The following is a 25830-nucleotide window of genomic DNA, read 5'->3' on the forward strand; positions in this document are numbered from 1 at the left end:
AAAAAGCCCGCGGGACGGTTCATCCGCAGGACTCTTTTGCTTGGTTATATATGCATGACCTGGTCAGAAGGATTCTCTACTTGATTCAGTACGCATGAAGCAGTTAGAAGGATCGTTAGTTCCCGTAATTCTGCTGCTTATAAGCAGCCTGCTCACGGTAATCCCCCGGTGACATCCCCATCAGCTTTTTAAACATCCGGCCAAACGAGATGGCATTGGAATACCCAACTTCGGTCGCGATATCTTGTACAGGCAGCATGGTCTCCTCGAGCAGCTTCCGGGCATGGTTCATCCGCAGCTCAATTAAATAATCCACGAATTTCTGGCCGGTCTCCTCCCGGAACAGCTTGCTCAGCGTCTTCCAGTTCATATTGAAGCGTTCGCTTAAATAATTGAGAGACAGATCCGGATTGCTCGAGTTCTGCTCCATAAACAAGCGCACCTTCTGAATCGTGTCCGCATGATTCCGGCCCTCCATGAGAGCGAGCATACTGTCGTACAGAGCGGATAAAGCCTCCCCGAACTCCTGTTCCAGCTGCTCCAATGTATCGGATGATTGAAGCGCGTTCCGTAACGCAGGCTGCCCCTCTGTCAGCCACAAATCCTGAAATTCTTTTGCCATGCACGACATCTCACGTCCGAGCGAGTACATCATGTAATCCACCAGGTTCACCACGCCGTCCCGGTCCAGCATGTTTTGTCCAATGTTAAGGATGAGGGCATTGTATTTCTCCTGCCAATCCCTGTTGCCGAGCCGGAAGGATTGAGCCATCGAACGGATCAGGTTCAAGAAATCAAAGGCATGGCCCCGCTCCTCCCCGGATACTTGGGTGTAATGAATGATTCGGTTCTCACCGAGGATCATTTTGTATTTCAATGCGGTGCGTGCCTGATCATAGGAGTCCGGGATATCCGTATATCGCTCTGTTTTCTCCCCCATACCAACGGTTATGGTCAGCTTCAGATGCTGCTCCACCCACTGGCGGGTCTGCTCAAGCAGCGTGACCACATGCTGTGCTGCGTCCTGGTCGTCCGCCATCGTCATCACGCCCAGCTTCGAAGTGGATATCCATTCTGTCCAAGCACTCGTTTCCTGCCCGGCTGCAATTTCTTGAACGACACTTTTGAGGGCAAATTTGATCAAATACTGGTCCTGCTGCGGGTACTGCTCGCAGAACAATGGATATTTATCGATTTCGATGACATTGACGATCTGTGATTCGGACAAGTCCGGCAGTCCCATGACGTCCCGCTGCTCATTCCACTGCTCCATATGGGACGGGTACTGCCCCTCCATCAGCTGCTGGAACAGATACGCTCTGCGCAGCAGCAAATCCTCCCGATGCTGCTGTTGAAAGCTGCTCGCCTGTTCCAGCATACTTTCGAGTGCCGATTCGATAAATGCGAACTCATCCTGTTTGCTGTTATGGATCAGCGCGCTCGTTTTAGACTGTGAATAGTTATGAATCCGGGACACGATGGCTTCAATCGGCTTATAGTTTCGGCGCGTAACCACTACGATCCAGACGACCCCGGCAACGCACATGAGCAAGCCAACGATAAACCAGATATTGTACAGCTGGCTGACGATACCGACCACTCTGCCTTGGGTAAGACCTCCCTCATATACCCACCCGGTATAAGGCGAAATCGCCTTGGAGACAAGCTCCCCACTCTCTGCCATGGAGGTACCGGGGAGCATGGACTGCCCTTGCGTATCCTTCATATGAATGAAACTAACATCGGGATTTACCATGCCCTGAATCATGTTTTGTATGGCGTCCACCTTGATATTAACGGCAATAACGCCTTTCCCATGGGTAACGAAGGGTGCATCTCGCACCAGGGTTACCACATGCTGCATGCTGTTGAAGCTGAACTCCCGGAAATTCCGCATCGCACTCCACTTTGCTTCACTATTGACCTGGTCCAAATAAGGCTTGAGAAAGTCATAATCCGCATAATCCTGCAAGTTGAACGAGGACGAAGTACTCAACACGAACTCATCCTGGGTCCGCACGAGCACCATGGAATCCACAAGCGGATTGGACACCTTGAACTGCTTCATGGCCTTCACCGCCTGCATGTTCAAATAGACGTTGTCCTGATCATCATGATTGAAAAATCCCGACATATCGGGGTTGAACAACAATTCCTGCACGAGCATCTGATCGATGGCCTTCAGCGAGTTGTCCACCGAACGCATCGCCTGATGAATCATCGTCTCATTGGCCTGAATCGCACCTTGCCGAGACTGTTCCCCGAGCATCTGGAAAAAGACAAAAAACACAAATGAAATCACGATAAAGAAGACCGGCATATACGATAAAAGCTGACGGTAAAACCACGCTTTTCTTCCCATAGGCATCCCCCTAAAGCGAATAATTCCTTATCTCATCGTCGATTTGAAGTAATTTCATCATAGAAGAATGAGCGGAGTTTACCAACACTTTTTTAAAGAGCGGAAGAAAAACAAGTCTAAAGCATCACGACTTCCATAGCATGGACGTGGTCATTAAACATATGTGATTTGAAAGCAATGAAGGGAGTTAACAAATTCAAAAAACTATTTGATTTTATGTTACATAATCTTGAAAAGACTATTTGTACTCCTCTTATAGATTTTTAACAAGTGCACAGCCGGCTGACATGCGCTTGAAGAACACGAACAATCATCTTATCCTCCTTTTGAAGAATAGTGCATATACACGTCTCTTAAGTTACCTGCTTTATAATATGGATACTCCATCTTCTGCTGAACTTGAAGAACTGTCTCCTTGGTCGTCAACATTTCGACCAAGTATAGCCCCAAGTCGATGGAAGCCGTAACCCCCGCACCAGTTACCGTATTACCATCACGCACAACACGAGCAGAAATCACTTCCGCACAATAAGGAGCCAGTAAATCATATGCTGATGAGTTGGTAGTAGCCCTTTTCCCATTCAGGAAACCAGCTGCGCCCATTAGCAAAGCCCCAGTACAAATAGAAATCTTATACGGTACAAGCTCCGCTGTCCGAACCCAGCTCATGAAATCCTCATCAAATCGAAGCGTTCTGGTTGATAAGCCCCCAGGGAAAAACACTAAATCAAATTCACCTAAATTAGGCAACACCGCATCGGACTTCATTTTAAGCCCCCGGTCATCCGTGATCTCCGGCCTGTCTGCACAAAACGTCCATGATACGTTTTCCTTCGCTTTCAGGATCGCTAGCCAGGTCACTGCTTCATAAAATCCAGCTAAGTCCATGCTTGTCATTCCATCGAATAACACAAACGCTATTTTCATCGCCGCTACCAGTCCTTTCATTCCTTGAAAAATAAATAAAGCGCTTGATCAAAAGATCAAACACTTTGCCCAGGCGTACGGCATATAAAATATGTGCTTCCTCGTGGTTCAATCCACTTTTACGCCAGTCACACATACCAGATATTTAATACTTAATATACATGATCTTTGTTCACATTGTAAATATATGGATTAAAGTAAAGAAGGAGCACCTGCCGCAGCAAACTGCTCCTTGTAAATTGACCTACTTCTCCCGTTAGTTGGGAAAACCATGCCTGCCAGTAATCAAAACATAACCGTTGACGATCCTTAGTCCTCTTGGAGAGAATTATGTCCTGTAAAATCCTCTTGGATCTTTTTCATTCTTTCAAGGTGTGGTTTCAACTGCCGTAGTATCTCCGCTTTATGTGACTCTATTTGATCTTGGAAAAACATGTGATGTGCGTCATCCTTAATCGACGTAATCGTTTCGTTTAACGCGCGGAGCTCAGTCGCCAATGAGCGCAAGGTTTCTCTAGTCTTGGCGTCTATTGTTTTAGGATTAGACTTCCAATACAAATAGCTTATATGGTATAACGGTGGCCATGTCCTTGCCTGAGTTGCAAGATAAAACATATCCTGCTGCATATTCGTTGTCATTGCCGTATTATTAACTGAAAGCTGAGGAACAGCATTGTTTCTGAAGGTATCGCTAAATTCAATGATTGTTAACAGTTGCTCATCGATTTCTTCCGCTTGGATCTTCGCCTTATCGATCAATTGCCGAATCTTAGCAGGATCTTCATTTTCCTTCGACTCACTAATTGCCATTAAAGTGTCAGCAAGCGGATTCATTTCAGAAGCGTGCTTTACTAAATAGACAAATGCCGAGTCGTTCTTCTGCTGATACAGTGAATAGAGGTCATTGTATTTTACAGATGATTGGTTTTCCAAATGTTTGTACATCGCAGCGTTTATTAATATGAAAATAATAAGTATTAGTACGTAGATCTTTATGTGCTTGGGCAAAGGGGACTTCCTTTCTGAAACATTTAATTGTCCTGGTAGCGTAAAACATTCAAAAGAATAGTTTAGCATGGAATTCATCACCCATAAATGGATAATATATTCCACTAAACTGCCCGTTTGCTTTAATGGGATGCCAAGATGGATTGACCTTAGGCAACCTTGTAATCGGGCATGTATTCACTTTCTCCTGAACTTACTTATTAATCATTCAATAATGAAAGAATTTGTACATCTTTCGCCTACAGGCCTGATTTTCATCAGGATACAATGGAAGCTATCAATAGGCGAGAGGTGATTAATCATGAATGCACAAACGGCACAGCCGGTGGGCAAGGTCAAGCTGGACAAGAATATGAAAGCGGTTGCCAAAACACTCAAAGGGCGCTGGAATGCTCCGTTAGCCGGCTACCTGTTCATCGCTCCCTGGCTGCTGGGCTTTCTTATTTTACAGCTGTGGCCCATTATCCAGTCCTTCTATTTATCCTTCACCGAGTATTCGCTGCTGGAGCCGGCCCGCTGGATCGGACTTGAGAACTACCAGGATATCGCTCACGACCGGCTCTTCTTCAATTCGCTGAAGGTGACATTTCTGTACGTGATCGCTTCCGTGCCGCTGAAACTGCTGGTGGCGCTGGCTGTAGCCCTGCTGCTGAACCGGAACATCCGGGGCATATCCTTCTACCGGACGATCATTTACCTGCCCTCTCTGATCGGCGGGAGCTTGGCGGTGGCCGTGCTGTGGCGCAATATTTTCGGCCTGAACGGCTTCATTAATGAGCTCGTGATTTGGGTCGGAATCGCCCCCAAAAATTGGATCGGGACCCCTTCTACCGCCCTCGGCACCTTAGTACTGCTGACGGCCTGGCAGTTCGGTTCATCGATGATTATTTTCCTTGCCGGTCTCAAGCAAATCCCAAGTGAGCTGTATGAGGCCGCCTCCGTGGACGGGGCCTCGCCGCTCCGCAAGTTCATCCGGATTACCCTGCCCATGTTGTCCCCGGTCATCCTGTTTAATCTGATCATGGGCATCATCAACGCATTCCAGATGTTCACATCGGCTTTTGTTGTCACGAATGGAGGACCGGTCAATTCAACCGAGATGTTTGCCCTGTTCCTGTACAATAAAGCCTTTGGATCCCTGCAGATGGGCTACGCCTCGGCCCTGGCCTGGATATTGCTCGTTATTATCGGCATCGCCACGGCGCTTAATTTTGTCGCGTCCAAATACTGGGTCTTCTACGAAACCGAAACGGAGGGCCGCAAATGACAGGTTCACATAATAAACAAAACTGGCTGGTCCATATGGTGATGATTGCATTCTGTTTCGTGATGTTTTATCCCGTGCTTTGGTGGATCGGAGCCTCCTTCAAATCAACACCGGAAATCAGTCTACCCACCCTGTTCCCTAAAGTATGGTTGTGGCAAAATTATACGGAAGGCTGGATGGCACTGCCCAAGTATACATTTACTCGCTTCTTTATGAACAGCCTCAAGCTCAACGTGGCGACCACAATCATTCATGTCATTTCAGCCAGCCTGGTGGCTTTCGGCTTCGCCAGGCTGACCTTCCCGCTGAAGGGGTTATGGTTTTCCATCCTGCTCATGACCCTGATGCTTCCGGGACAGGTCACGCTCATCCCGCAGTATACGATGTTCCATTCCTTCGACTGGATCAATACCTATCTGCCGCTGATCGTCCCGTCAGCCATGGGCGGAGCCTTCTTTATTTTCCTGATTGTCCAATTCATCCGCGGCATTCCGCGGGAGCTCGATGAGTCAGCAAAAATCGACGGCTGCTCCTGGTTCGGCATTTATCTGCGCATCATCATGCCGCTGACCCTGCCGGCGCTCATCACCGTTACGATCTTCTCGTTTATTTGGGGCTGGGACGAATACTTTGGGCCGCTGATTTATCTGAATACCGTGGACAAGTATACTGTCCCGCTCGCGCTCAGGATGTTCATCGACTCCCAGTCGGCCGTTCCGTGGGGGCAGCTGCTTGCCGTATCCCTGCTCTCCGTGCTCCCGCCGGTGATCATTTTCTTTCTGGCGCAAAAGCATTTCGTGGAAGGGATCGCCACAACCGGGCTGAAAGGTTAAGTTTCAGAGCGGTAAACGGATACTGTGCCGTGTTCTTTCAGCTCTTCTTCAGGCAGCGGTCAAGACGGAGAGGTTCAAGCATCCGGCTTCCGCCAACCAACATGGACATTGAGGCAGCAGCGTGAATGCAGAGTCCTCATGGCTTCCAAGGGGAGGGAAAAACGCATGAATCCGTTTCGCACGTTCCGCATCGATTACGTTTTTTTCTTCAGCTTTGCCGGTTTTATCGCGGTTCTCATCACGATTATGATGATTGTCAGCTATCGATTTTCGGCAGATGAGCAAGCGGACAGCGCATCCATGTACCAGCAGGCGGTGCTGCAGCAGCTTAACAAGCAGCTTACCGACCAGATGAGCGCTGTGGAGCAAACCTCGCTGGCCGTGTCCATCAACTCCCCTCTGGTCAACTATATAACGATGAAAGGAGATTATTATGCACGCAAGAAAGCCAGCGACGAGCTGAACCGGGGTTATTTGGCGCCGATGCTGAACAGCTCGCGCTCCATGTTTTCCTTTCAGATTTATATGAAAGATCCGCTTCAGGTTGATCCCAACGCCAACATTCAATACCTCCCGCTCGCCTCGGCCAGCGGGGAGAGCTGGTATCCGGCCGTCGACAAATCCGATTTTCTCTGGATCGGCCAGCGCGAGGTCGGTTCGCCGCAGGGAAAGCAGCAGGTGATCAGCTTCGTCCGGAAAATCACCACGCTGGACGGCGTAAACCGGGGAATTTTGATCATCAATGTTCGGGTTAAATTTTTGCAGGAAATTCTGACGGAAGACAACTCCTCGGCCAGTCGACTGCTGCTCGACTCCGGCGGCCGGATGATCATGCACACCCGGATTGCTCCGCCCCCCGGGGAAATCAACGCCATCCTGGAGCGGGTCAGCGGGGACGCCGGCCATGCGCATCAGTTGTTGGCCGCCGCCGGCTCGCTCCCGGAGAAGGACATGCTCACCGTGTGGTCACGGACGTCCCCGGGCAGCTGGATGCTGGTGGAGCTTACGCCCTGGAAGGAAATCACCAGCGGGAGTGTCCGCCTCGCGTGGACGATGGCCGTGGTTGGAGCCGCCGCCATATTGCTGTCCCTGTTCTTCACGTTGTTCCTTTCCCGAAATTTCACACGGCCGATTCGGAAGCTGGTTCAGCTGATGCAGGCGTTCAATCCCGGGAAACGCGGGCAGCCGCTGCCGACGGAATACCGCAACGAATTCGGCAGTCTGTTCAGCGGCTACCGCAAGCTCACCGAGCGGATCGAAACGCTGTATGCGTCGCTGGAGCAGCACTATAAAGCGCAGCGCGAAGCGGAGATCAAGGCGCTTCAAGCGATGATTAACCCCCATTTTCTCTACAATACCCTGGACCAGCTGAACTGGATGGCGCTTGAAGCCGGCCAGGAGAAGATCAGCCACGTACTCGAGCTGATGGGGCAGATGTTCCGCATCGGGCTGTCGGGCGGCGAATCCATGATTTCGATTCAGGAAGAGCTTCTGCACGTTGAATGCTATCTGAAAATCCAGCAGTTCAAGTGGGGTGAAGGATTGGTATGGCACTTCGATTGCCCGGAGGATTTGCGGCAGCTGATGATTCCGAAACTGACCCTGCAGCCCTTTGTGGAAAATGCCGTTATGCACGGTTTTCATGGCAAACGCCAGGGCCGGATCCATCTGACTTGCGCGGAAGAGGACCGAGGCATCCGGATTCGGATTCGGGACGACGGCATCGGGCTGAGTGCCGACTGGAAAACGCGCAAACGCCATCCGACGGGCGGATATGGCATCCGCAACGTGACGGAGCGCATTCAGGTTTATTTCGGTCCGCCCTTTGGCGTTTCGCTTCGAAACCGTACCGATCCGCCAGGCACCGAAGCGGAGATCTATTTGCCAAGGCTAAATCAGCAGTGGGATCAGGAAGGGGGAGGAAACCATGTGGACCATCGCTATCGTGGATGACGATCGCCAAGTGCTCGGCGGTATGTCCCGGCTGATTCCCTGGGAGCAGCTCGGAGTTCGGCTCGTCTTGGAGGCCATGGATGGTGAAGAAGGACTTCGGCTGATTGAAACAAGCCAACCCGACATCGTCATCACGGATATTTACATGCCGGTGATGAACGGTCTCGACATGATCGAACAGCTCCGTAAGCAGCAGTATGCCGGCAAAATCATCATTTTAAGCGGGTACTCGGATTTTGATTACGCTCGTAAGGCGCTTCGGCTTCAGGTTGACGATTATTTGCCCAAGCCGGCCTCACCAACCACGATCCGCGAGGTGCTGCAGCGTGTTACCCGCGAGCTTGCGGAACGCCGTGCGCTGGAAAACAGAGAGCGGGAGCTTCAAAACCAACTCATGGAGTATGAGCCGTATCTGGAAAGGGAATGGGGCAAATCCATCCTCATCGGAGGGACCTCCTCCCCGCTGACGGATCCCTCCCGTATGCTGGAGCGGCTGGGCTGGAAGAATGCCCAATTCATGATGCTGGCCTTAGAAATCAAGCGCCAGGGACGCATGGAAGGCATCTCCGTCCGGGACTGGCACCTGTTCCGTTTCGCCGTGGGCAATACGGTGGAAGAGCTGGCCGGGCAGGATGGGCTGCGCAGCTATTTCCTGGAGCTGCACAGTCACCACATGGCACTACTGCTGTATAAGCCCCTCACCTGGCCGACAGAGGCGTTCCGCTCGGAAGTTCTGGCGCTGGCAGGGCGAATCATTTCGTCCGTGCATCGATTCCTCAAGGTCAAGCTGCACATCGGTGCCGGTCTTCGCAAGGACGACTGGCTTGCCATCTCCGACTCCACCGAAGAAGCGTTTCAAGCACTCGCCGAGCGGCACGAACCGAATGTCGCCCATCCCTGTGTCTACGTATATAGCGAAGGCGGCTTCCGGCGTACAGCGCCGCGGAACGTACGGCCGGTGCGATTTTTCCAGGAGATGACCGACGCCGTGCGCACCTTCGATGAGCCCAGGGCGCTGCTGGCGCTGGACGACTTCTTCCGCAAAGACGGCGGCGCGGCTCAGCTCCAGCCCGATGAGCTTGCCGCCATCGGAACCCAGCTGTTCGCCATCCTCTCCTTTACCCTGTACGAGTCCGGCATTCGGCTTGACGATGAGCTGCCTGTGACGGACTTGACCAAGGAGCTCGGACAAATGGAAGATGCCCAGCAGTGGAAAGCATGGGTAGCGGAAAAAGTGAAACGAATCTGTTCGCGTTACACGCCCAATGAAAACCTCAAGCATAAGGAAACGGTCGATTATATCATCCAATACATTCATGAGCATTACGCCGAGAACATCCATCTTCAGGATGTGGCCGACCAGGTGTATATCTCCAAAAACTATCTCAGCACCTTATTCCGCCAGTTTACAGGTGAAACCTTTGGCGATTATCTGACTAGGGTGCGCATGGAAAGAGCCAAGAGCATGGTTCTCGAGAAAAAACTGCTGATCGCTGAAATCGCCGAGCGGGTCGGTTACCGGAATGTTCCGTACTTCACCACACTGTTCAAAAAGCATACCGGGCGGAGTCCCACCGAGTTCCACAAAGCCTAATCCGCCGGTCCGCTTTATTCTTGGCGCCTGAGCATCTCGCCCCCCTTTATTCGATAATCGTAAAATACTGAAACGATTTGTTATTTTGTCCCCTACGAGTAGTGCCCTGGACTTGGTACGTTAAAGGAAGAAGAAGATCAGTTACTTAAGGAGGTTCATCCAATGAGAAAATCATGGCACCGTCTCGCCGCCGGCGCTGCTGCCGTGCTGTCACTGTCCCTGGTTCTCTCCGCTTGCAGCGGGATCAAGAAGGAAGAAGCCGGATCCGCGGAGTCGGGAGACGGCAAATCCATCACGCTCCGAATCATGTGGTGGGGCTCGCAGGCACGGCATGACGCAACTTTGAAAGCGCTTGATTTGTACTCAAAAAAGAACCCGGGCATCACATTCGAGCCGGAGTATCAGTCGTTCGACGGGTATCAAGACAAGCTGTCGACTCAGTCTGCCGGGAAAAACACGCCGGATATTTTTCAAATGGATGCCGCCTGGTTCAACGATTGGGCGTCCAGCGGACGGCTGGAGGATCTCTCCTCCAGCCCGGTGGACCATATCGATAAGGCGCTGCTCGAAACAGGCACCTACCAGGACAAACTGTACGCGATGCCGCTCGGCAACAACGCCTGGGGCATGGTGTATAACAAGACGATGATGGACAGCCTCGGCGTTCAGCCGCCGAAGACATGGGACGAATTTTTCGCCATGGCGCGTGACCTGAAGCCGAAGTTGGCTAAGGACCAGTACCTCACGCGGGACCTCACCGCGGACGGCGCGTTCTACATGTCGTATCAGCTGAGCATGGGCAAAGGATTCTCCATGAGCAAGGACGGAAAGTTCCATTATGACGAGGCTACCTGGAAGGATTGGATGAACAAGTGGGCGGAGCTGCGCAAGGACAACCTCGTGACACCGCCTGACGTAACCGTATCGGATAAAGCGCAGGACGCGCAAATGGACCTGCTTATCCAGGAAAAGATTCTGCTTCGGGGCGCGCATGCCGCGGAATTCGGCGGAACGGATGCGTTAAAGCCCGGCGTGATGGCGTTAACGACCCAGCCGAGGGGAACGCAGGCGGGCGGCTGGCTGAAAGCCTCCATGTACTGGAGCGTCAGCCCCAACAGCCAATATAAAGAGGAAGCAAAGAAATTCATCGACTGGTTTGTCAACAGCGAGGAAGCCGGAGAAATTTTGGGCACTTCGCGGGGGATTCCTGTCAACAAAACCGTAGCCGATGCGCTCCAGCCCAAATTTACGGACGTCGATAAAAGCTCCCTGAGACTAATCAACGAGGTGTCCAAGGACGGCGCCGCGTTTGACCCCGGCCCCGGGAATAAGGGCGGCTGGGCCAACTTCACGAAGGAGTACGACAACATCACGCAGTCGATCATGTTCGGTAAACTCAGCATCGACGAGGGCTGGGACCAGATTGTCAAATTGAGCAAAAGCCTGGAGTAATCCATGCCGAAAAGCTGCTGCTATAATTTTGGATAGAAACCGTCATCGAAGCGGTGGCACGCCAAAAAGCACCTGAAGGAATCGGGTGCTTTTTTCTCGTTTTTATTTTTACAAATCTGAGCAGCATCTCGCAAAAAATCGTCTGCAATTCGTTCTGCCTGTATAACTGTCTTTTGAATATGGACTCACGTCATTCACCAGTACATATCCCAATCTTTAAAGACCCTCACCAACGCCTCGAAATAGAAATAGTCCCCCCAAATGCAGCATTCGTCGATGCCGTTGCCAAGCGGCTTTCCGTAGACCGCATGCTGCAGAATGCCGTTGGATTCAGGGAGCGTTGCCGTCGTATATCCATCGCTTAAAGACGCCAGGATGCGCAGTGCCGCGTTCTCGTATGTACGGCGCTGCGGATGCGAGAGCGGTACATGCTTGGCCAGCTCCAGCATTCCGCATACCGATATGGCGGCTGCCGAGCTGTCCCTCTCTTCCTGCCCTTCGGTGAATATCAAATCCCAATAGCACACATCATCCTCCGGCAGCCGATTCAAATAGTAATTCGTGACTCGCTCGGCATCATGCAGCCGTGTTTCTTCCCTCGTATAGGCATAACTGAGCGGCATACCGTAAATGGCCCAGGCCTGACCGCGGGACCAGCACGAATGATCCGCATATCCTTGGGACGTTTGCCCAAACCTTGGTTCTCCGCTCTCGACATCCATATAATACGTGTGATACGTTGAGGAATCCTCGCGGATCAAATATCGAGCGGATTGCTGTGCATGGCTTATGGCGGCGCGCCGATACTCCGGTTTGCGGGTTTCCTCCGTCGCCCAATAGAGCAAAGGCAAATTCATGCAGCAGTCGATGATCATTCGGCCGCGCTGTGACGGCCTGTCTAGCTTGCCCCAAGCCTGAATGATCCCGGCTTTCTCGAAATACCGCTCCATCAGCAGGTCCGCTGCGGCCAAGGCAATCCGTCTCGCTTCTTCATTCCCGGTCAGCTTATAAGCGGCAACGCAGGACAGGGAATACAAAAATCCCAGATCATGCGTCTCCGTGGCGATGCGCTGCTCCACGCGCTCCTTATAGCTGTGGAGCTGAAGCTCCGCTATCGACCGGTACTTCGTTTCCCCCGTGACCTCATAAGCAAGCCACAGCATTCCGGTCCAGAAGGACGATGTCCATTCCGTATTGCCGATTGGCTCATAAATATGATTGCGGCTTGCAGGAGATGGAAAATGGTCCGAAAATGTGTCTAAATTCTCATCGATCTTATCCAGCACGAATTCGATGGCGGCTTCGGTCCTTTGCCGCGTCCATATCGTTGCCTCGCCGTATTTTAAAGGTTCCCGGATCGCTTCCATGGCTAATTGGCCACTCCTCTCCTCGTTTAAGCGTTACTGCCCGCTTGCGCTCACCCGATATTTGCCAGGGGTCACCCCCTCCAATTTCTTGAATGCCCGGATGAACACAACATCATTGGTATAGCCGACCAGTTGGGCCAACTGCGCATTGGTCAGTTCCGATTGCTCCATCAATGTCTTCGCCTTCTCAATCCTCGCACGGGTAATATAATCGGTGATATTGCATCGATTCATCTTTTTGAAGAAACTCGAGATATACTGCGGCGTCATGCCGAAATGGTCGGCAATCATGCCAAGTCCTAAATTATAATCGGTTAAATTCCTGTCGATGAATGCCATCATATCCTGCTGCAGCTGGATGCTGTGATCGCTATGCTCCGTATGAAAGAGACAGGTCAGTTTGTCATATAACCGCTTGGTCTCGGCCTGCATTTCATCACTTGTGGAACAACCGAATATGTGTTTTACGGGATCAAAGCTCGGGCCCAGCAGGCTTTCATGATCCGTGTTCGTCAAGTTCAGTATTTTCAGAAAGGTGCTAATGATATTGAAGAACAAGCATCTTCCCAGTTCCGGGGTCATCCCCGCCGATTTAAAGTTCATCGTATAAATATTGTCCAACAGCTTAGCGACATTTTCCGTATCGCCGCCTCTCACATGGTTGACAAGCTGCGTCTCGAATTCGATCGGATAGTAATAATGATGCTTGATGTCGCGAACATGCCCGAAGTGAATGATCGAATTTCTTCCGCTAAACATACGGTAATCCAGGGCGGCCATGGCTTCGAGATAAGCGCTGCCGATCGTTCCGTTTCCTGTGTGTACGCTGCTGACGGCAATCGTCACGGAAATATGGAAACGGTCCTCCAGTACCCGGAGCAATCGCTCTGCAATCTCATGAAGAAAGAGCTCGGCTTCCGCCTCCTCAATCGGATGGAAATTAACCAGGATCGCTACCCGGTCGCGTTCCATATCGACGGCGAATCCCTGGTGACCCGAATTTGCGATATCCGTGCCGATATTCGAGATAATAAACCGAATTTGCGTCCAACCTTGCTCGGATGGCTCCGGCGACAGCCTTGTAATATCCACGGCTTGAACAATGATTACGGCAAACTTGTCGGACTCGAAGCGGATGCCCATGGTCGCTAATGTCGGACCCCCTTGATCCCCCGCATGATCCGGATCGATGTACCCCCGAATGAGCCTTGACAGAAAATCAGCGCGGATGACGGGCGTCTGCCTGAACAGTCGCTCCCTCAGATGCCGCTGCTCAACGAGCGAGCCTTCGATCGTTTGCAATATGAAATCATATTCGTTCGCGGCCGGCTTATCCTGAATCGGCTTTCCTTGAAGAATGGCATCCACCACCCGTTTGACGGGACTGTATTGTCGGTATGCAAACCAACAAGCAATAGCCGCTCCTGCGACAAGCGATACGACAAACACCGTCAGCGCCATTCTCTTCAGTTGTGCTACTCGTTCCATGACACTGCCCATCGGCATGACGGACACATATTGCCAGCCGGCCTCCTTGGATTCCGTAAAGGTTACCATGCTGTCCGTGCCATTTAATGCTGTCTTGAACAATCCCGACGGACCGGCCAGTCTTTCCGTCACCTGCGCGGACAGCCCCGAGTCCGACGAGCTTGCAATCACGCCCCGTTCCTTATCGAGGATATAAATCTCGCTGTCGTTGGCGGACTCGATTTGGCGGAACATCTCTTGAAGCTGCTGTCCATCGATCATAATAACCAGCGTTCCGCGGATATTGGACACGTCATGAAGCGGAAGGGATTGCGCATAGGTAATCACATCCGCCGGGTTGCCATTTCCTTGGTTCGGGTTCTGCAGCAGCACATCGGAGGGCAGGAATGCCTTGTTGTGGTAGCTGCCAAGCATCGTACGCTTCCATGATTCAAAGTCCATATGCTCAAACCGGTAATACTTCTCGTAAAAGGTTCTGGCATCCGTCCGCAATCCAGGCTTCAGGATGACGTCTCCGGCCTGCAGATGAACATAGTAGTCTCTTACGAATCCGCTTACAAAAGATTGATAGCGATTTAAGTAATCGCGGACGAATTCTACCTGGCGGTACGCCCCTCCTTGATCGTGCCGATCAAGATTCAGCAAATAAGTTAGTTTAGAGTTAAACATGATTTGCTTAGCCAAAATATCCACTTCTTTAAGCTTGCTGTCCACGGAAAGCCGCAGCTGCTCCAGCATCGCCGAATTTGATCGTTCCGCATTGTTTTCCATCACGTTTTCCACCCGTCCATATAGAAAAAGCCCCACGGTCATAGGCAACAAAAGGATGAGCATATACGAAACGATCATGGTTTTCAAGACGCGTCCCCGGCTGCTCTTTCGCTTGCCGGGAAGAAGGCCGGGTATCGAGATCATGTCGCATTCCTCCAAGAAAATGTATGGAAACCTATTTCTTGAATCCTTCGCCGAACGGACCAGCAAACCCTTTAATCCATTCGGTCACCCAAGAGAGAAGCCCCCGTGATAAGGAATGTTTTCATTTTGGGAACAGCGGGGTATTTAAAGCACCTGAACTAATCGCACGGAACGAAGCTTCACGGCAGCTGCCTGCCAAATTTCCGGTCCAAAAGGTTTCGGCTTCGCAAGCTTGCTCGATAAGGTCAACGCATACGTGCCCGGATTCTCTATTACGATCCGCCCGATCGTTGAATGTATCTCGGTGTACGGATGCTGACAAGAAATGGAGTCGCTGACGACTTTATCCTCTCGGGGAATATAAGCAATCGTCTGTCCTGCTGCCCGTACGGTGACTTCATGATCATATTCCTGTTCCCAAACGGCATCGGATTTCTTGAAATTGACGAGGTAGACTTCATATATGCCGGACGACGCTGCCTTGAAGGTCCACCGGGCCTCGTTCATCCCGTTGCCTGTCGTTATTTCCGACAGTACAAGATCCAACTTAACAGCGCCGTTCGCCTGTTGGATAAAACCCTGATCTACATCGATCCTTCCCTCGAGTTCCAATGCAATAACCGATACATGGTCTTCTGGCGGAAGTTCAGGCAAGCGGATCCGCATCTCGTGATGGTCCGTTTCCGGCCAATAGCTCTGGTGCACAGGAAGACATGTGCTGGGATCCGTGAGCAGATATGCTTTGCTAACCGTATTTCTTACACCGTTCAATACCAATTCTTCCGCAGGCCAATAGCGATTGTACACATGCAGGAAGAGCGTATTCCCTTTCACCGTAACCGCTCCCCATTCCAGCTCATAAGGGAACGTGCTTGCGCTTGTGCCGTAGACCGCCTCTCCATTTCGCGCAAGCCATTCACCGACTTCCTCCAAGCGTAGAGCGGATTTTTCCGGAATTAAGCCTGTATCCGTTGGGCCGACATTGAGCAGCAGGTTCCCTCCCTTGCTTACGATATGCACCAACTTTCGGATCAGAGCATCCGTGGATTTCCACACTTGATCCTTGGTGCTGTACCCCCACGATTGATTTAAGGTCATCGGCGTCTCCCATTCCCGCGTTTCCTCGCCTTGCATCGGGATTTCGTTGTCACCCTTGGATTGATAGTCACCGAAATCAGGCCAATGGCTTACCCTGCTGTTAATCAGGCAATCGGGTTGAAGCTCGCGGATCATGTTTACCATCGCTTCGCTCTCCTTCTTCGACAATCCCCCGGATGTATCGAACCAGAGCAGCCCGACCGGACCATATTCCGTCAGCAGCTCACGCACTTGTCCCTTCGCTTTATGGTTCCAGTAACGAAAGAACGCCTTCTTCTCCAGCTCATAGTCCCATAGATTGTTAAACGTATCGTGAAGAGCATGCGGATGATGCCAATCAATGACATGGGAATAGTAGAAGCAGAGCCGGATTCCTTCCTCCCTGCAAGCCTCGGATAATTCCTTCAACGGATCCCGGCCGAATGGAGAAGCATCCATGATATTGAACGGGTCCGTCCGTGAATGATACATGGCGAAGCCATCGTGATGTTTGGCTGTGATGACGATATATTTCATGCCTGCCCTTTTCGCGCAATTGACCCAAGCCTTGGCATCAAACTGCGTCGGATTAAATTCCTTGGCGAGTTTTTCATATTCCTTTACCGGAATTTTGTTGGCATACATGACCCACTCCCCTTTGCCGAGCAGCGAATATACCCCCCAGTGGATGAACATGCCGAATTTGGCATCCTTCCACCACTGCATCCGGCTCTTGCTTTGCGTTACGATATCTAATGAGTCAGCCATCGTTCTCCTCCTATTCCTTAATGGCGCCGATCAAAACGCCTTTGACGAAATATTTTTGCAAAAACGGATACAGAAGCAGTATCGGCAATGTGGAAACGATAATCGTTGCATATTTAATGGTGTCCGCGATCGCCATCCGGTCTCCCGAGGCCTCCGTCATCATGCTGTCGGTCGTATTGGTTATGAGAATTTCCCGGAGCACGAGCTGAAGCGGGAATAGCTCCCGATCCCTCAGATAGATGAGCGCCCCGAAATATGAATTCCAGTGTCCCACGGCATACCACAGAATCATGACGGCGATAACGGGCATGGACAGCGGAATAATGATCCGGAACAGAATGATCAGGTCGTTCGCCCCGTCGATTTTCGCCGATTCCTCAAGACTTATCGGAACGGACTGAAAGGCAGTCCGCATAATGATCATATTGAACGTCCCGATCATCCCGGGGATCAGCATCGCCCAGATCGTGTTCAGCATCCCCAGGTTATTGATCAGCAGATAAGTCGGAATCAGCCCGCCGCCGAAAAACATGGTGATGACGATCAGCATCATCAGGACATTTTTGAAGAACAAATTTCTGCGGGACAGCACATATGCGCCGATCGCCGTGGCCACCAGATTGATGGCCGTTCCTGCCACGACGTAGATCAGCGTGTTCCGATATCCCGTCGTAATCATCGGATTGTTAAACACCGCCTTATAGGCTTCGAAGTTAATATCAAGCGGCGCGAACAGCAGCCCCCGGTGCTGGGCCAATGAAGCGGGATCGCTGAACGAAGCGAAGGCAACATACACGAACGGATATAAGGTGACGAAGCAGAGGCCCGTCAGGATCAACGCATTCAGACAGACGAAGGTTATCTCTCCAGCGGATCGTTTGTTAGCCATGGACGACCTCCTCTCTACCACAGTTTATGTTCGCTGACCCGCTTGCTGATTGAGTTCGCGAGTACAAGCAGGATAAAGCTGACTACCGCATTGAATAATCCAACGGCGGTCGTGAAGCCGTAATCCGTCTCCAGAACCCCTCTCCTGTAGATAAAGGTCGAGATCACGTCTGCCGTTTCATAAGTAAGCGGGCTGTACATCAGCAATACTTTTTCGCTGCCAACGCTAAGCATGGAGCCCATATTGAGAATGAAAATGATGATGATTGTCGGCAGCATGCCCGGCAGCGTAATGTGCAGCATCTGTTTCCAGCGGCCTGCACCGTCCATCTTGGCCGCCTCGTACAGGGTCGGATCAATGGTGGCGATGGCAGCAAGATAAATGATCGAACCCCAGCCTACGCCTTGCCAAATGCCGGAGCCGACATATATCGTACGGAACCAGCTGGCCTCGCTCATGAACGGAATCGATTCGATGCCGAAAAAGCCCAGAATCTGATTCACCAAGCCATCTCTTGCGAGAAAATCGAACATGATCCCGGTTACCACGACGATGGATACGAAATGCGGCAAATACGATATCGTCTGAACCGTACGCTTAAACAGCCGGCTGCGGATTTCGTTCAGCAGCAGGGCAAGGATAATCGGTGCCGGAAACGCGAAGATGAGCTCATAAATATTGATCAGAACGGTATTGCGCAGAAGGCGTTCGAAATAATAGCTGTTAAAAAAATTGCGGAAATGCTCAAATCCGATCCACTCGCTTCCCCAAATACCATCGGCAATGCTGAAATCTTTGAAAGCCATCAACAGGCCGTACATCGGTCCATAGTGGAAGACGGCATAGTATAGAATGACGGGAAGCGCCAGTAGGTAGACGTATTTGTTCCGTTTCAAATCGTTCGCAATCGTTGTCCATTTCCCTTTGCGATGCTCGAAGGGATACTCCTGGGTTGCTGACAATCGAATCCCTCCCTCCAAATCAATTTATATGGCGCCAAGAGCGGCGGAGTCTGCATGTTTCCGCCGCTTCAGGACGTTTACCGTTTACCGCTTACCGTAACGCTCCAAGGCTTTCTGCTGTATTTCCAGAGCTTCGGCAAGACCCATGGATTCAATGGTTTTCACATACTTGTCAAACTGATCCAACGGCTCGGCGCCCATGACGAACTTCAAGTACATCTCGTCCTTGTACGTGTTGATATCCGTCATGATGGAAGCGTAGCGGCTGCTCTCGGATTGGGTCGGCGTCGTGCGCGGCATTTTCTTTTCCATGGTCGGCTCTGCCCAGATGATCTTGGACTCCAGCTGATCCGGCTCGGTCGTGTATTGTTGATCGAACCGAATATCAAGCATGAACGGCCCGCTGAAGGTTGCGCGGTTGTGCTTTGACATGGACTGAATCACCGGCAGTCCGGAAGGGTCCTTCAATACTTCGGGCTTAAATATCGGCTTGCCGTCCTCCATCGCATAGCTGACGCCCTCTTTTCCGAAGTTAAACAACAGGGTGCCTTCCTCGGAATAGCCGTAATCCAGCCACTTCACCGTTTCAATCGGGTTTTTGTTGCTGGTGGTAACCGCTGCCCCGATTCCGTTAAACGCATGGTCCTTATATCCCCAGATTTGCTTGTCGCCCTTGTTCATCACAGGGTAGGGGGCTGCCACCAGTCTGAAGTTCGGATCTTTATCCTTCATGAGCGTTCCATACTTGCCAATCCCGCTGCCGGTGTATAGAATCGCTGATCCGATCTGCCCGCCCGTAATTTTCGCCTCCAGCATTTTCTCATCGGTCGTCGCAAAGTCTTGATCCAGCAAGCCTTCCTTGTACCACTGGTTCATGAGCGTCAAGAACTCCTTAAACCTCGGGTCCGTCGGGCCGTATTTAACCTGACCCTCCTCTTGGTAAAACCCGGCATTAATACCCCATGCCCCGAGAAAAGCGGTCGTTGTATCGACATCTCCTTTCGTCAGATACAGGGGAATCTCATCCGCCTTGCCATTGCCGTTCGGATCTTGCTCCTTAAAAGCCTTCAACACGTTGTACCATTCATCAACCGTGGTCGGCATCGATAACCCCAGCTTATCAAGCCAATCCTGCCGGATCGTCGGTCCGAGAAATACCTTAAGCTTGTCGTCAGTGCGCAGAAACGGGAACACATAGATGCTGCCGTCATCGGTCGTAATTTCCTTCTTCCACTCCGGATGCTCCTCGAGCACCTTTTTAAAGTTCGGGGCATATTGGTCGATCAAATCATTGAGTTTGATGATTTTACCGTCCTTGATCGCCTTCTCCGGTCCCCCCGGATAACCGGCCCATGAATATTCGATCACGTCCGGGAGTTTATCCGAGGTCATCATCAGATTGAACTGCTCCGTCGCCTGCTGGCCCTGCGGAGGATGCTGAAAATCCACTTTCACCCCGGTGATCCTCTCCAGCTCCTTATAAGCCTCGATTTCGTTGTAACTCTTCATCGTAGCGGACACCTGGCTAACGATTTGCACCCAATACGTCAGTTCCGATAGAACCGGAGGAGTTTCCGTGTCCTTCGATGCCTCCGGTTGTTCCTTGGCAGGGCCGCCGCAGCCTACCGCTGATATGGCCATGGTGGCGGCAAGCAAAACAATCCAGAATACTTTAAGCCTGTTGACCTTCATTATCATTTGCCTCCCTTTTCATTTGCTTGTTGTATGAACTTCTGGTTGTTAAGCACCACCTTACTGAACATTTTGGCGATTGAACACTGCCGTGTTTTCTAATTGTGCAATATATTTTAAAGGCAGTACATTGTCTATATTTAATCTCGGACTGACTTATTTCATGATGGATGGCCAATACAGAAAGGAAGGGCGGCCGCAACGGCCGCCCTTTTATCCATGTAAGCTGCTAGGAAAGCCGAGCTGCGGCTTCGGATGTAGTCAATGTCTCCAAGAAGAAGCTCTGCGAAGCCGGAATCATTGATATGCTTGCCCTGCTGCGCCTTAATGGCGTGCTCCAGCGAAGTCAGCGCATCTTCAGCTGCTTCGCTTCCCGCCGCCTGCTGCTGGAGATCCGCGATTTTGGCTAATAAGCTTCGGGTGATGCCATGGTTATCGATCCAGCCCTTCTCTTCCCCTGCTCTTACGATATCGTCGAGCTGTTCCAGATCGACAGCAACCTCGAATGAGTATTCGCGAACCGTGATATTCCCGGCTGCATCTTCTGCCGTTATGCGAAGGATGTGCGGACCGGCAGTCAGCGTTAACGGCTCTATAACCAGCGTTTCCGCAGCTTCCTTGTCATCCAGTTCCACGATGATGGCGGATACGCCGCTTAATGCGTCCGTGATGTGAGGTGACATGGTGAAACGCTCGGTTTGGTATACGGACTGGGTCACGTTTGTCGTGATTGCCGGCCCCGTCCGGTCGATCTTCACCGTCTTGGAAGCTTCATCGCTTCTCACACCCGACATAGCGGCCGCGCGGGCATATACGATGGTCTCGCCTTCCGCTTCCACGAGGATAGGTGCCGTGTAATCCGTCCATTTGCCTTCGGATCCGATCTTATACTGGCTTCGCATGCCCGCCGCTTCAGCTTCCGCTGTCATGGTAACGGTGACCTTCACCGATTCACGGTTCCATTCGGTTCCCGTGTCGGCCTTGATCTCGGGTGGAGCACTCAGCGTATGCGTCTCCCGCAGCCGCCACAGCTCCTGCGTAGGCATCGGCAGATTCAGGGCGTCCACGCGGGAACGAACCTCTTCTTTGGAATACGGCAGTGCCCATTTGTCAAAAAACTCCGTCAGGTTCTCGCCTGCGATTGTGGATGCCATGACCACAAACGTATCGATCTCCTCTTGATTCGTCGCGGGCAGTTCCGTTGCCGGCAGCTCCCGGTAGGCCTGATGAAGCTCAGCATAAAAGTCCCATCCGTAAGCCAGGGAAAGCTGGCGGAACATTACGAGATAGCCGAAAAGATCCAGCTGGCCCGAGCTGCCGAACGACTTGTTCGGTATATCGCTTTCGATATAATCAAATGCTAAATCATAGAAATCTTTCCCATCGGCGTTGCGAATCAATAAGTTGCTGCTGTTGCCGAATTTCTCTTGGATGTATAGGGAGTAAATATTAACCGTGATTTCACCTGTCACGTTCCAGTTCCAGGCTCCTTGCTGATATTCGTGGCCGGTCTCGTGCCAGAAGCCCCAGCCTCCCTGGGTTACTCGGGATATGTCCACGGCGTGGCCCGCTGAAGGATCGATGTGGAACATGATCGGATAGCCGGCATGCATATAACCCGCACTGATCTGACGATCCGCAACGTAACGGAATGGAAGGTCGATACTCTTATGCGGCAGTGGTTGATTCGGGGAAAGCCCCGCGACTTCCTCGGTGTAGTCCACGATCGCGTCCCACTTCTCCACTAATTGCTGTGGATCTCCAAGCTGCCTGATATACTCGGACGGAAGCGTCAGGATCACTCTGCGCCCTTGAAGCTCTGCCCATGGAGCGGGATGATGCCGAATCGTATCTTCCCATTCAGTCGAAGAGGTCTCACCAAGGATATAATACGGAGCGCGAACTCCGCCGCTGATTTCAATATCCTTCGCAACGCCCGGCTGCGGCTTGGTCGGAATCAGGTAAATCAGGCCGCCATAAGGGCTGCGGATCCGGTTCTCGCCCGGAAGGAGCGGCTTCCGCTGTGTGATGACAGGAGGTCGTTCCCATTCCGTTTTACTTGTCAAATTATCCGTGTGAGCCCCTACCTGCACATCTAAATTTTGGGTGCCTTCAGGAACATGAATCGTTACCCATTCTCCGGCCGGTGCGTATAACCCCGTGCTGATCCAATTCTTCGGAACCGTCCCTTGGCGTAAATAGTCAAAGGTTGAATAATCAAAATTCACGTGAACGGATTGTCCCGACACTCGCGGCGCGTCCCCCGGAACGGTTCCGGGAAATTGATCGGCATAAGGGGATTTGGGGGCCGTCAGGTCATTGCCGATCCGTCCCAATTGAAAAGCTAACAATGCGCTGGTATAGGGCGCTTTGGAACGGTCGAGCGGAAACGTAAGTTGGGACTCTAAGTCGCTGGCATCCTGCTCGATCACAGCATATAGCGGACTTTGCGGGGAGATGCTGCTGACGGTTCCGCCGGTCACCGAAGCGATGACTTGCAGCTTCTTGTCAGCGCCGGCGCCAGGCCGTCCGACGTTCACCTGATCCGGTGACAGCGTTCCAGCCTCAATCGCCTCGGCCTGCTCCAGCAGCTTTAGCGAATGGTAATTGGCGGATTGCTCCGGTGTCAATGTGGGCAAGGTTTCCGTTCGAGTCGACGCCGTATTGTTCATCAGACCAAGACCCATCCGGTTCAATAGGCGCTGCACCGGAAAATCTTCACTGAGCCTGCCCGAACGGCCCTGATATTCATTCCCAAGGAAGACGTGCGGATATTGCTCCATCACCCATCCTTTTAAGGGGACAACGACATGACCTCCTTGCGCGACGTAATGCTCGACGGCATCGACCTCGCTATCCTCCAGCGTCCCGTCAATATAAGCTACGGGGTAACGGGACGGATCCAGATGCTCCTCCGTGAATTGGTCCAACCGAACCAGATCGATCGGCACATCGGTTTCGATGATATAATTCTTCCACGTTGCCGACAACATGGGCAATCGCCCCTTGCCTTCCAACGCCTCCTGATAAGTCAACGTCTCGGAATCCTCCGTTAACCACAGGAGGATGTTGCGTGCCACCGTCTTCCGCTCATCGGTAATATCGGAGGTGAATTTGAAATAGGAGTCATCGCCTGCAACAACGACTTTGCCCTTTCCGTAGCGAGCCGCTGCAAGTATCGGCGTCGTGTCCGGGTTGACCGCCAGAACGAAGGCTTGATCTCCGATGGCCGCGACACCGCCGTTATAGGTGGCCGATACCGTCGGATAACCGGACAAATCCTTATAAATTACATCAAGATCATGCTGGGTTGCCATGCTCGCTACGGTATTCGTGCCTAATACATGAACGTCAGCCTGCTCCGTCATTCCATCCGCCGCCATCAGTGTCTTCCCTGACGGCGGAACGACTGCAAGCGTGCAAGCAACCGCCAATAACAGCTTCAACCACTTTTTAGTGTGGAAACCCATCAACCGCTCAACTCCTTTGCCGATGATTTCGTAATAGCAACGAGAAACGAACTGCTTCCGTTTCACTTCCCCCTCCCTCCAATTTCCTTTTTCCCTGCGTCCTAAATATAAAACAGCCGCCCGGAACACCATACAGTCGATATTTAAGATCGGACTGTATTTTTTCCGGGCGGCACTAACTTTCTTTAATATTTGGTTGACGGTAATCAATACGTGAAGCTGTTTATCAAGATCATCCTCTGGCTGCGGCATCCGCATAGAATATAATCGTGTAAAATTTCGTGGTTTCATTCCCAGGGTTAACGTACCGATGAGGCCGATTAGCCGAGAAATGCACAGAGCTTCCGGCAGGGACGGTGTAGCTTTCGTCTTCGCGCCACAGCTCCAGCTCTCCCTGATGCACAAAAATATATTCCTCCACGCCATCATTATGCGCTTCTGAACCATGGTCACAGCCGGGATCCATGATGACCATATAGGACTCGAATTTGGTGCGCAGGTTGTAGGAGAACAAAGGGTATACCCGGTAAGCGCCTTCGGCCTCGTGAAAAGGCTCCACGTCCTCCGGGGATACCACGGTCACTTCGGTTTCCGCCTCTTCGATGAGCGTGGTGAATGAAATGCCGAGGCCGCTGACGATGCGCCACAATACCGAAATCGTCGGGTTGGAATCCCCCCGCTCGATCTGTCCCAGCATGGCTTTGCTTACACCGGTCAACTCGGCTACGTTATCGAGGCTGAGACCCCGTGATTTGCGGATAGCTTGCAGATTTCTCCCTACTTTTTTATGAATGGGTTCCAAGTGTAACCATATCCTCCTTCTGAAACTAAGCCGTTAACTGATCTTGCTCTGATCCGCTTGCGGCTTCTCCATAAGCTTTGACACCATATCATCGGTCATATGGTTCAAATCATATTGTACATCAAATCCCCATTCTTCGCGTGCCGCAGTTGCATCGATAGAATCCGGCCATTCGTTCGCAATCGCTTGACGGACAGGATCCACGTTATAGTCGAGGCTGAAATCCGGTATATGGCGGCGGATGCTGGCCGCAATCCCCTCAGGGTCGACGCTCATCGCCGTAACATTAAAGGCATTACGGTGCTTCAGCTTAGCCGGATCTGCTTCCATCAATGCAATGATAGCGGAGATCGCATCCGGCATGTACATCATGTCAAGGTAGGTCCCTTTATCAATGTAGGAAGTATAGCTGCCGCTGCGAATAGCGTCTACATACATCTCAACCGCATAATCCGTCGTTCCCCCGCCCGGAGGGGCAGAGTGGGAGATCAGGCCTGGAAAGCGCAATCCGCGGGTATCCACTCCGAATTTATGGTAATAGTAGTCACACAACAGCTCGCCGGAGACCTTGCTGACACCATACATCGTTAACGGGCGCTGCAGCGTATCTTGCGGCGTTGCTCTTTTCGGGGTGTCCGCCCCGAATGCTGCGATAGAGCTCGGTGTAAAGAACTGGCAGGATAATGCCCGTGCCGTCTCGAGCCCGCTTAACAAACCGCCCATGTTCAGGTTCCACGCCAGTGCGGGATTGGATTCCGCCTTGGCGGACAACAGGGCTGCAAGATGGATAATCGTATCCGCGCGGTGTTCTTTAGCTGCTTCATGGAAAGCTTGGTGGTCGGTTACATCCAGTATTCGGAACGGTCCTGATTGCACCGTCTCATGATGGATTTGGCGAATGTCCGTTGCAAGAACAGCTTCTTCGCCATAAACTTGCCGCAATTTCGCCACCAGGTCTGAGCCAATCTGCCCGAGCGCACCGGTTACCATAATTCGTTTCATCA

Annotated in this window: 17 protein-coding genes and 1 riboswitch; of the genes, 5 read left to right on the forward strand and 12 right to left on the reverse strand. The window is 51.7% G+C overall.

Translation table 11 applies throughout. The features are described from left to right. Positions 1 to 115 precede the first annotated feature (115 nt). The 3 genes from AC0VZ8_RS24165 to AC0VZ8_RS24175 all read right to left on the reverse strand — a co-directional run bounded on the left by AC0VZ8_RS24165 (position 116) and on the right by AC0VZ8_RS24175 (position 4366). Positions 116 to 2362 carry a helix-turn-helix domain-containing protein gene (locus tag AC0VZ8_RS24165; RefSeq protein ID WP_475484660.1) on the reverse strand — a complete coding sequence of 749 codons (2247 nt, stop codon included), beginning with the start codon at positions 2360 to 2362 and terminating at the stop codon, positions 116 to 118. Positions 2363 to 2677: 315 nt separating this feature from the next. Further along, on the reverse strand, positions 2678 to 3289 hold the full coding sequence (locus tag AC0VZ8_RS24170) for a DJ-1/PfpI family protein (RefSeq protein WP_071223170.1): 612 nt from the start codon (positions 3287 to 3289) through the stop codon (positions 2678 to 2680). A 60-nt stretch (positions 3290 to 3349) separates the two neighbouring features. Then, positions 3350 to 3431, reverse strand: a riboswitch (ZMP/ZTP riboswitch). A 167-nt stretch (positions 3432 to 3598) separates the two neighbouring features. After that, the gene (locus tag AC0VZ8_RS24175) at positions 3599 to 4366 is read right to left on the reverse strand and encodes a hypothetical protein (RefSeq protein WP_475484661.1); all 768 of its coding nucleotides are present in this window, start codon (positions 4364 to 4366) and stop codon (positions 3599 to 3601) included. Between the two features lie 232 nt (positions 4367 to 4598). Between AC0VZ8_RS24175 and AC0VZ8_RS24180 the strand changes: the two genes are divergently transcribed. The 5 genes from AC0VZ8_RS24180 to AC0VZ8_RS24200 all read left to right on the forward strand — a co-directional run bounded on the left by AC0VZ8_RS24180 (position 4599) and on the right by AC0VZ8_RS24200 (position 11396). Next, positions 4599 to 5564 carry a carbohydrate ABC transporter permease gene (locus AC0VZ8_RS24180; protein WP_475484662.1) on the forward strand — a complete coding sequence of 322 codons (966 nt, stop codon included), beginning with the start codon at positions 4599 to 4601 and terminating at the stop codon, positions 5562 to 5564. Next, the gene (locus AC0VZ8_RS24185) at positions 5561 to 6397 is read left to right on the forward strand and encodes a carbohydrate ABC transporter permease (protein ID WP_260066289.1); all 837 of its coding nucleotides are present in this window, start codon (positions 5561 to 5563) and stop codon (positions 6395 to 6397) included. The genes AC0VZ8_RS24180 and AC0VZ8_RS24185 overlap by 4 nt, the downstream gene beginning before the upstream one ends. A gap of 165 nt (positions 6398 to 6562) precedes the next feature. Beyond that, positions 6563 to 8350 carry a cache domain-containing sensor histidine kinase gene (locus AC0VZ8_RS24190; RefSeq protein ID WP_475484663.1) on the forward strand — a complete coding sequence of 596 codons (1788 nt, stop codon included), beginning with the start codon at positions 6563 to 6565 and terminating at the stop codon, positions 8348 to 8350. Further along, a complete protein-coding gene (locus AC0VZ8_RS24195; RefSeq protein ID WP_475484664.1) occupies positions 8325 to 9944 on the forward strand; it encodes a response regulator transcription factor in 1620 nt (539 codons plus the stop codon). Before AC0VZ8_RS24190 ends, AC0VZ8_RS24195 begins: the two co-directional genes overlap by 26 nt. 162 nt (positions 9945 to 10106) lie before the next feature. Then, positions 10107 to 11396, forward strand: coding sequence for an ABC transporter substrate-binding protein (locus AC0VZ8_RS24200; RefSeq protein ID WP_475484665.1), 1290 nt, complete (start codon positions 10107 to 10109; stop codon positions 11394 to 11396). Positions 11397 to 11590: 194 nt separating this feature from the next. On the opposite strand, the gene AC0VZ8_RS24205 is transcribed toward AC0VZ8_RS24200, so the two are convergent. The 9 genes from AC0VZ8_RS24205 to AC0VZ8_RS24245 form a co-directional block, all read right to left on the reverse strand. Then, positions 11591 to 12763: a glycoside hydrolase family 88 protein gene (locus AC0VZ8_RS24205; protein ID WP_475484666.1), complete on the reverse strand. Its 1173-nt coding sequence runs from the start codon at positions 12761 to 12763 to the stop codon at positions 11591 to 11593. Between the two features lie 33 nt (positions 12764 to 12796). After that, positions 12797 to 15166, reverse strand: coding sequence for a helix-turn-helix domain-containing protein (locus AC0VZ8_RS24210; RefSeq protein ID WP_475484667.1), 2370 nt, complete (start codon positions 15164 to 15166; stop codon positions 12797 to 12799). A 144-nt stretch (positions 15167 to 15310) separates the two neighbouring features. Next, complete coding sequence (locus AC0VZ8_RS24215) at positions 15311 to 17011, reverse strand: alpha-L-fucosidase (protein WP_475484668.1); 1701 nt, start codon at positions 17009 to 17011, stop codon at positions 15311 to 15313. 10 nt (positions 17012 to 17021) lie between these two features. Beyond that, positions 17022 to 17900, reverse strand: a complete 879-nt coding sequence (locus AC0VZ8_RS24220; RefSeq protein ID WP_475484669.1) for a carbohydrate ABC transporter permease — start codon at positions 17898 to 17900, stop codon at positions 17022 to 17024. A gap of 14 nt (positions 17901 to 17914) precedes the next feature. After that, entirely contained in the window at positions 17915 to 18862 is a 948-nt protein-coding gene (locus AC0VZ8_RS24225; RefSeq protein ID WP_475484670.1) for an ABC transporter permease, read from the reverse strand. An 84-nt stretch (positions 18863 to 18946) separates the two neighbouring features. After that, positions 18947 to 20554 (reverse strand): extracellular solute-binding protein, encoded by a 1608-nt coding sequence (locus AC0VZ8_RS24230; protein WP_475484671.1) that lies wholly within the window; start codon positions 20552 to 20554, stop codon positions 18947 to 18949. Between the two features lie 161 nt (positions 20555 to 20715). Next, positions 20716 to 24090 (reverse strand): M60 family metallopeptidase, encoded by a 3375-nt coding sequence (locus AC0VZ8_RS24235; RefSeq protein WP_475484672.1) that lies wholly within the window; start codon positions 24088 to 24090, stop codon positions 20716 to 20718. Between the two features lie 166 nt (positions 24091 to 24256). After that, the gene (locus AC0VZ8_RS24240) at positions 24257 to 24826 is read right to left on the reverse strand and encodes a helix-turn-helix domain-containing protein (protein WP_036660138.1); all 570 of its coding nucleotides are present in this window, start codon (positions 24824 to 24826) and stop codon (positions 24257 to 24259) included. Between the two features lie 33 nt (positions 24827 to 24859). Continuing rightward, the gene (locus AC0VZ8_RS24245; protein WP_260066302.1) at positions 24860 to 25828 is read right to left on the reverse strand and encodes an NAD-dependent epimerase/dehydratase family protein; all 969 of its coding nucleotides are present in this window, start codon (positions 25826 to 25828) and stop codon (positions 24860 to 24862) included. Positions 25829 to 25830: the final 2 nt, after the last annotated feature.

This window comes from Paenibacillus sp. QJM3NY_38, from assembly GCF_056173265.1.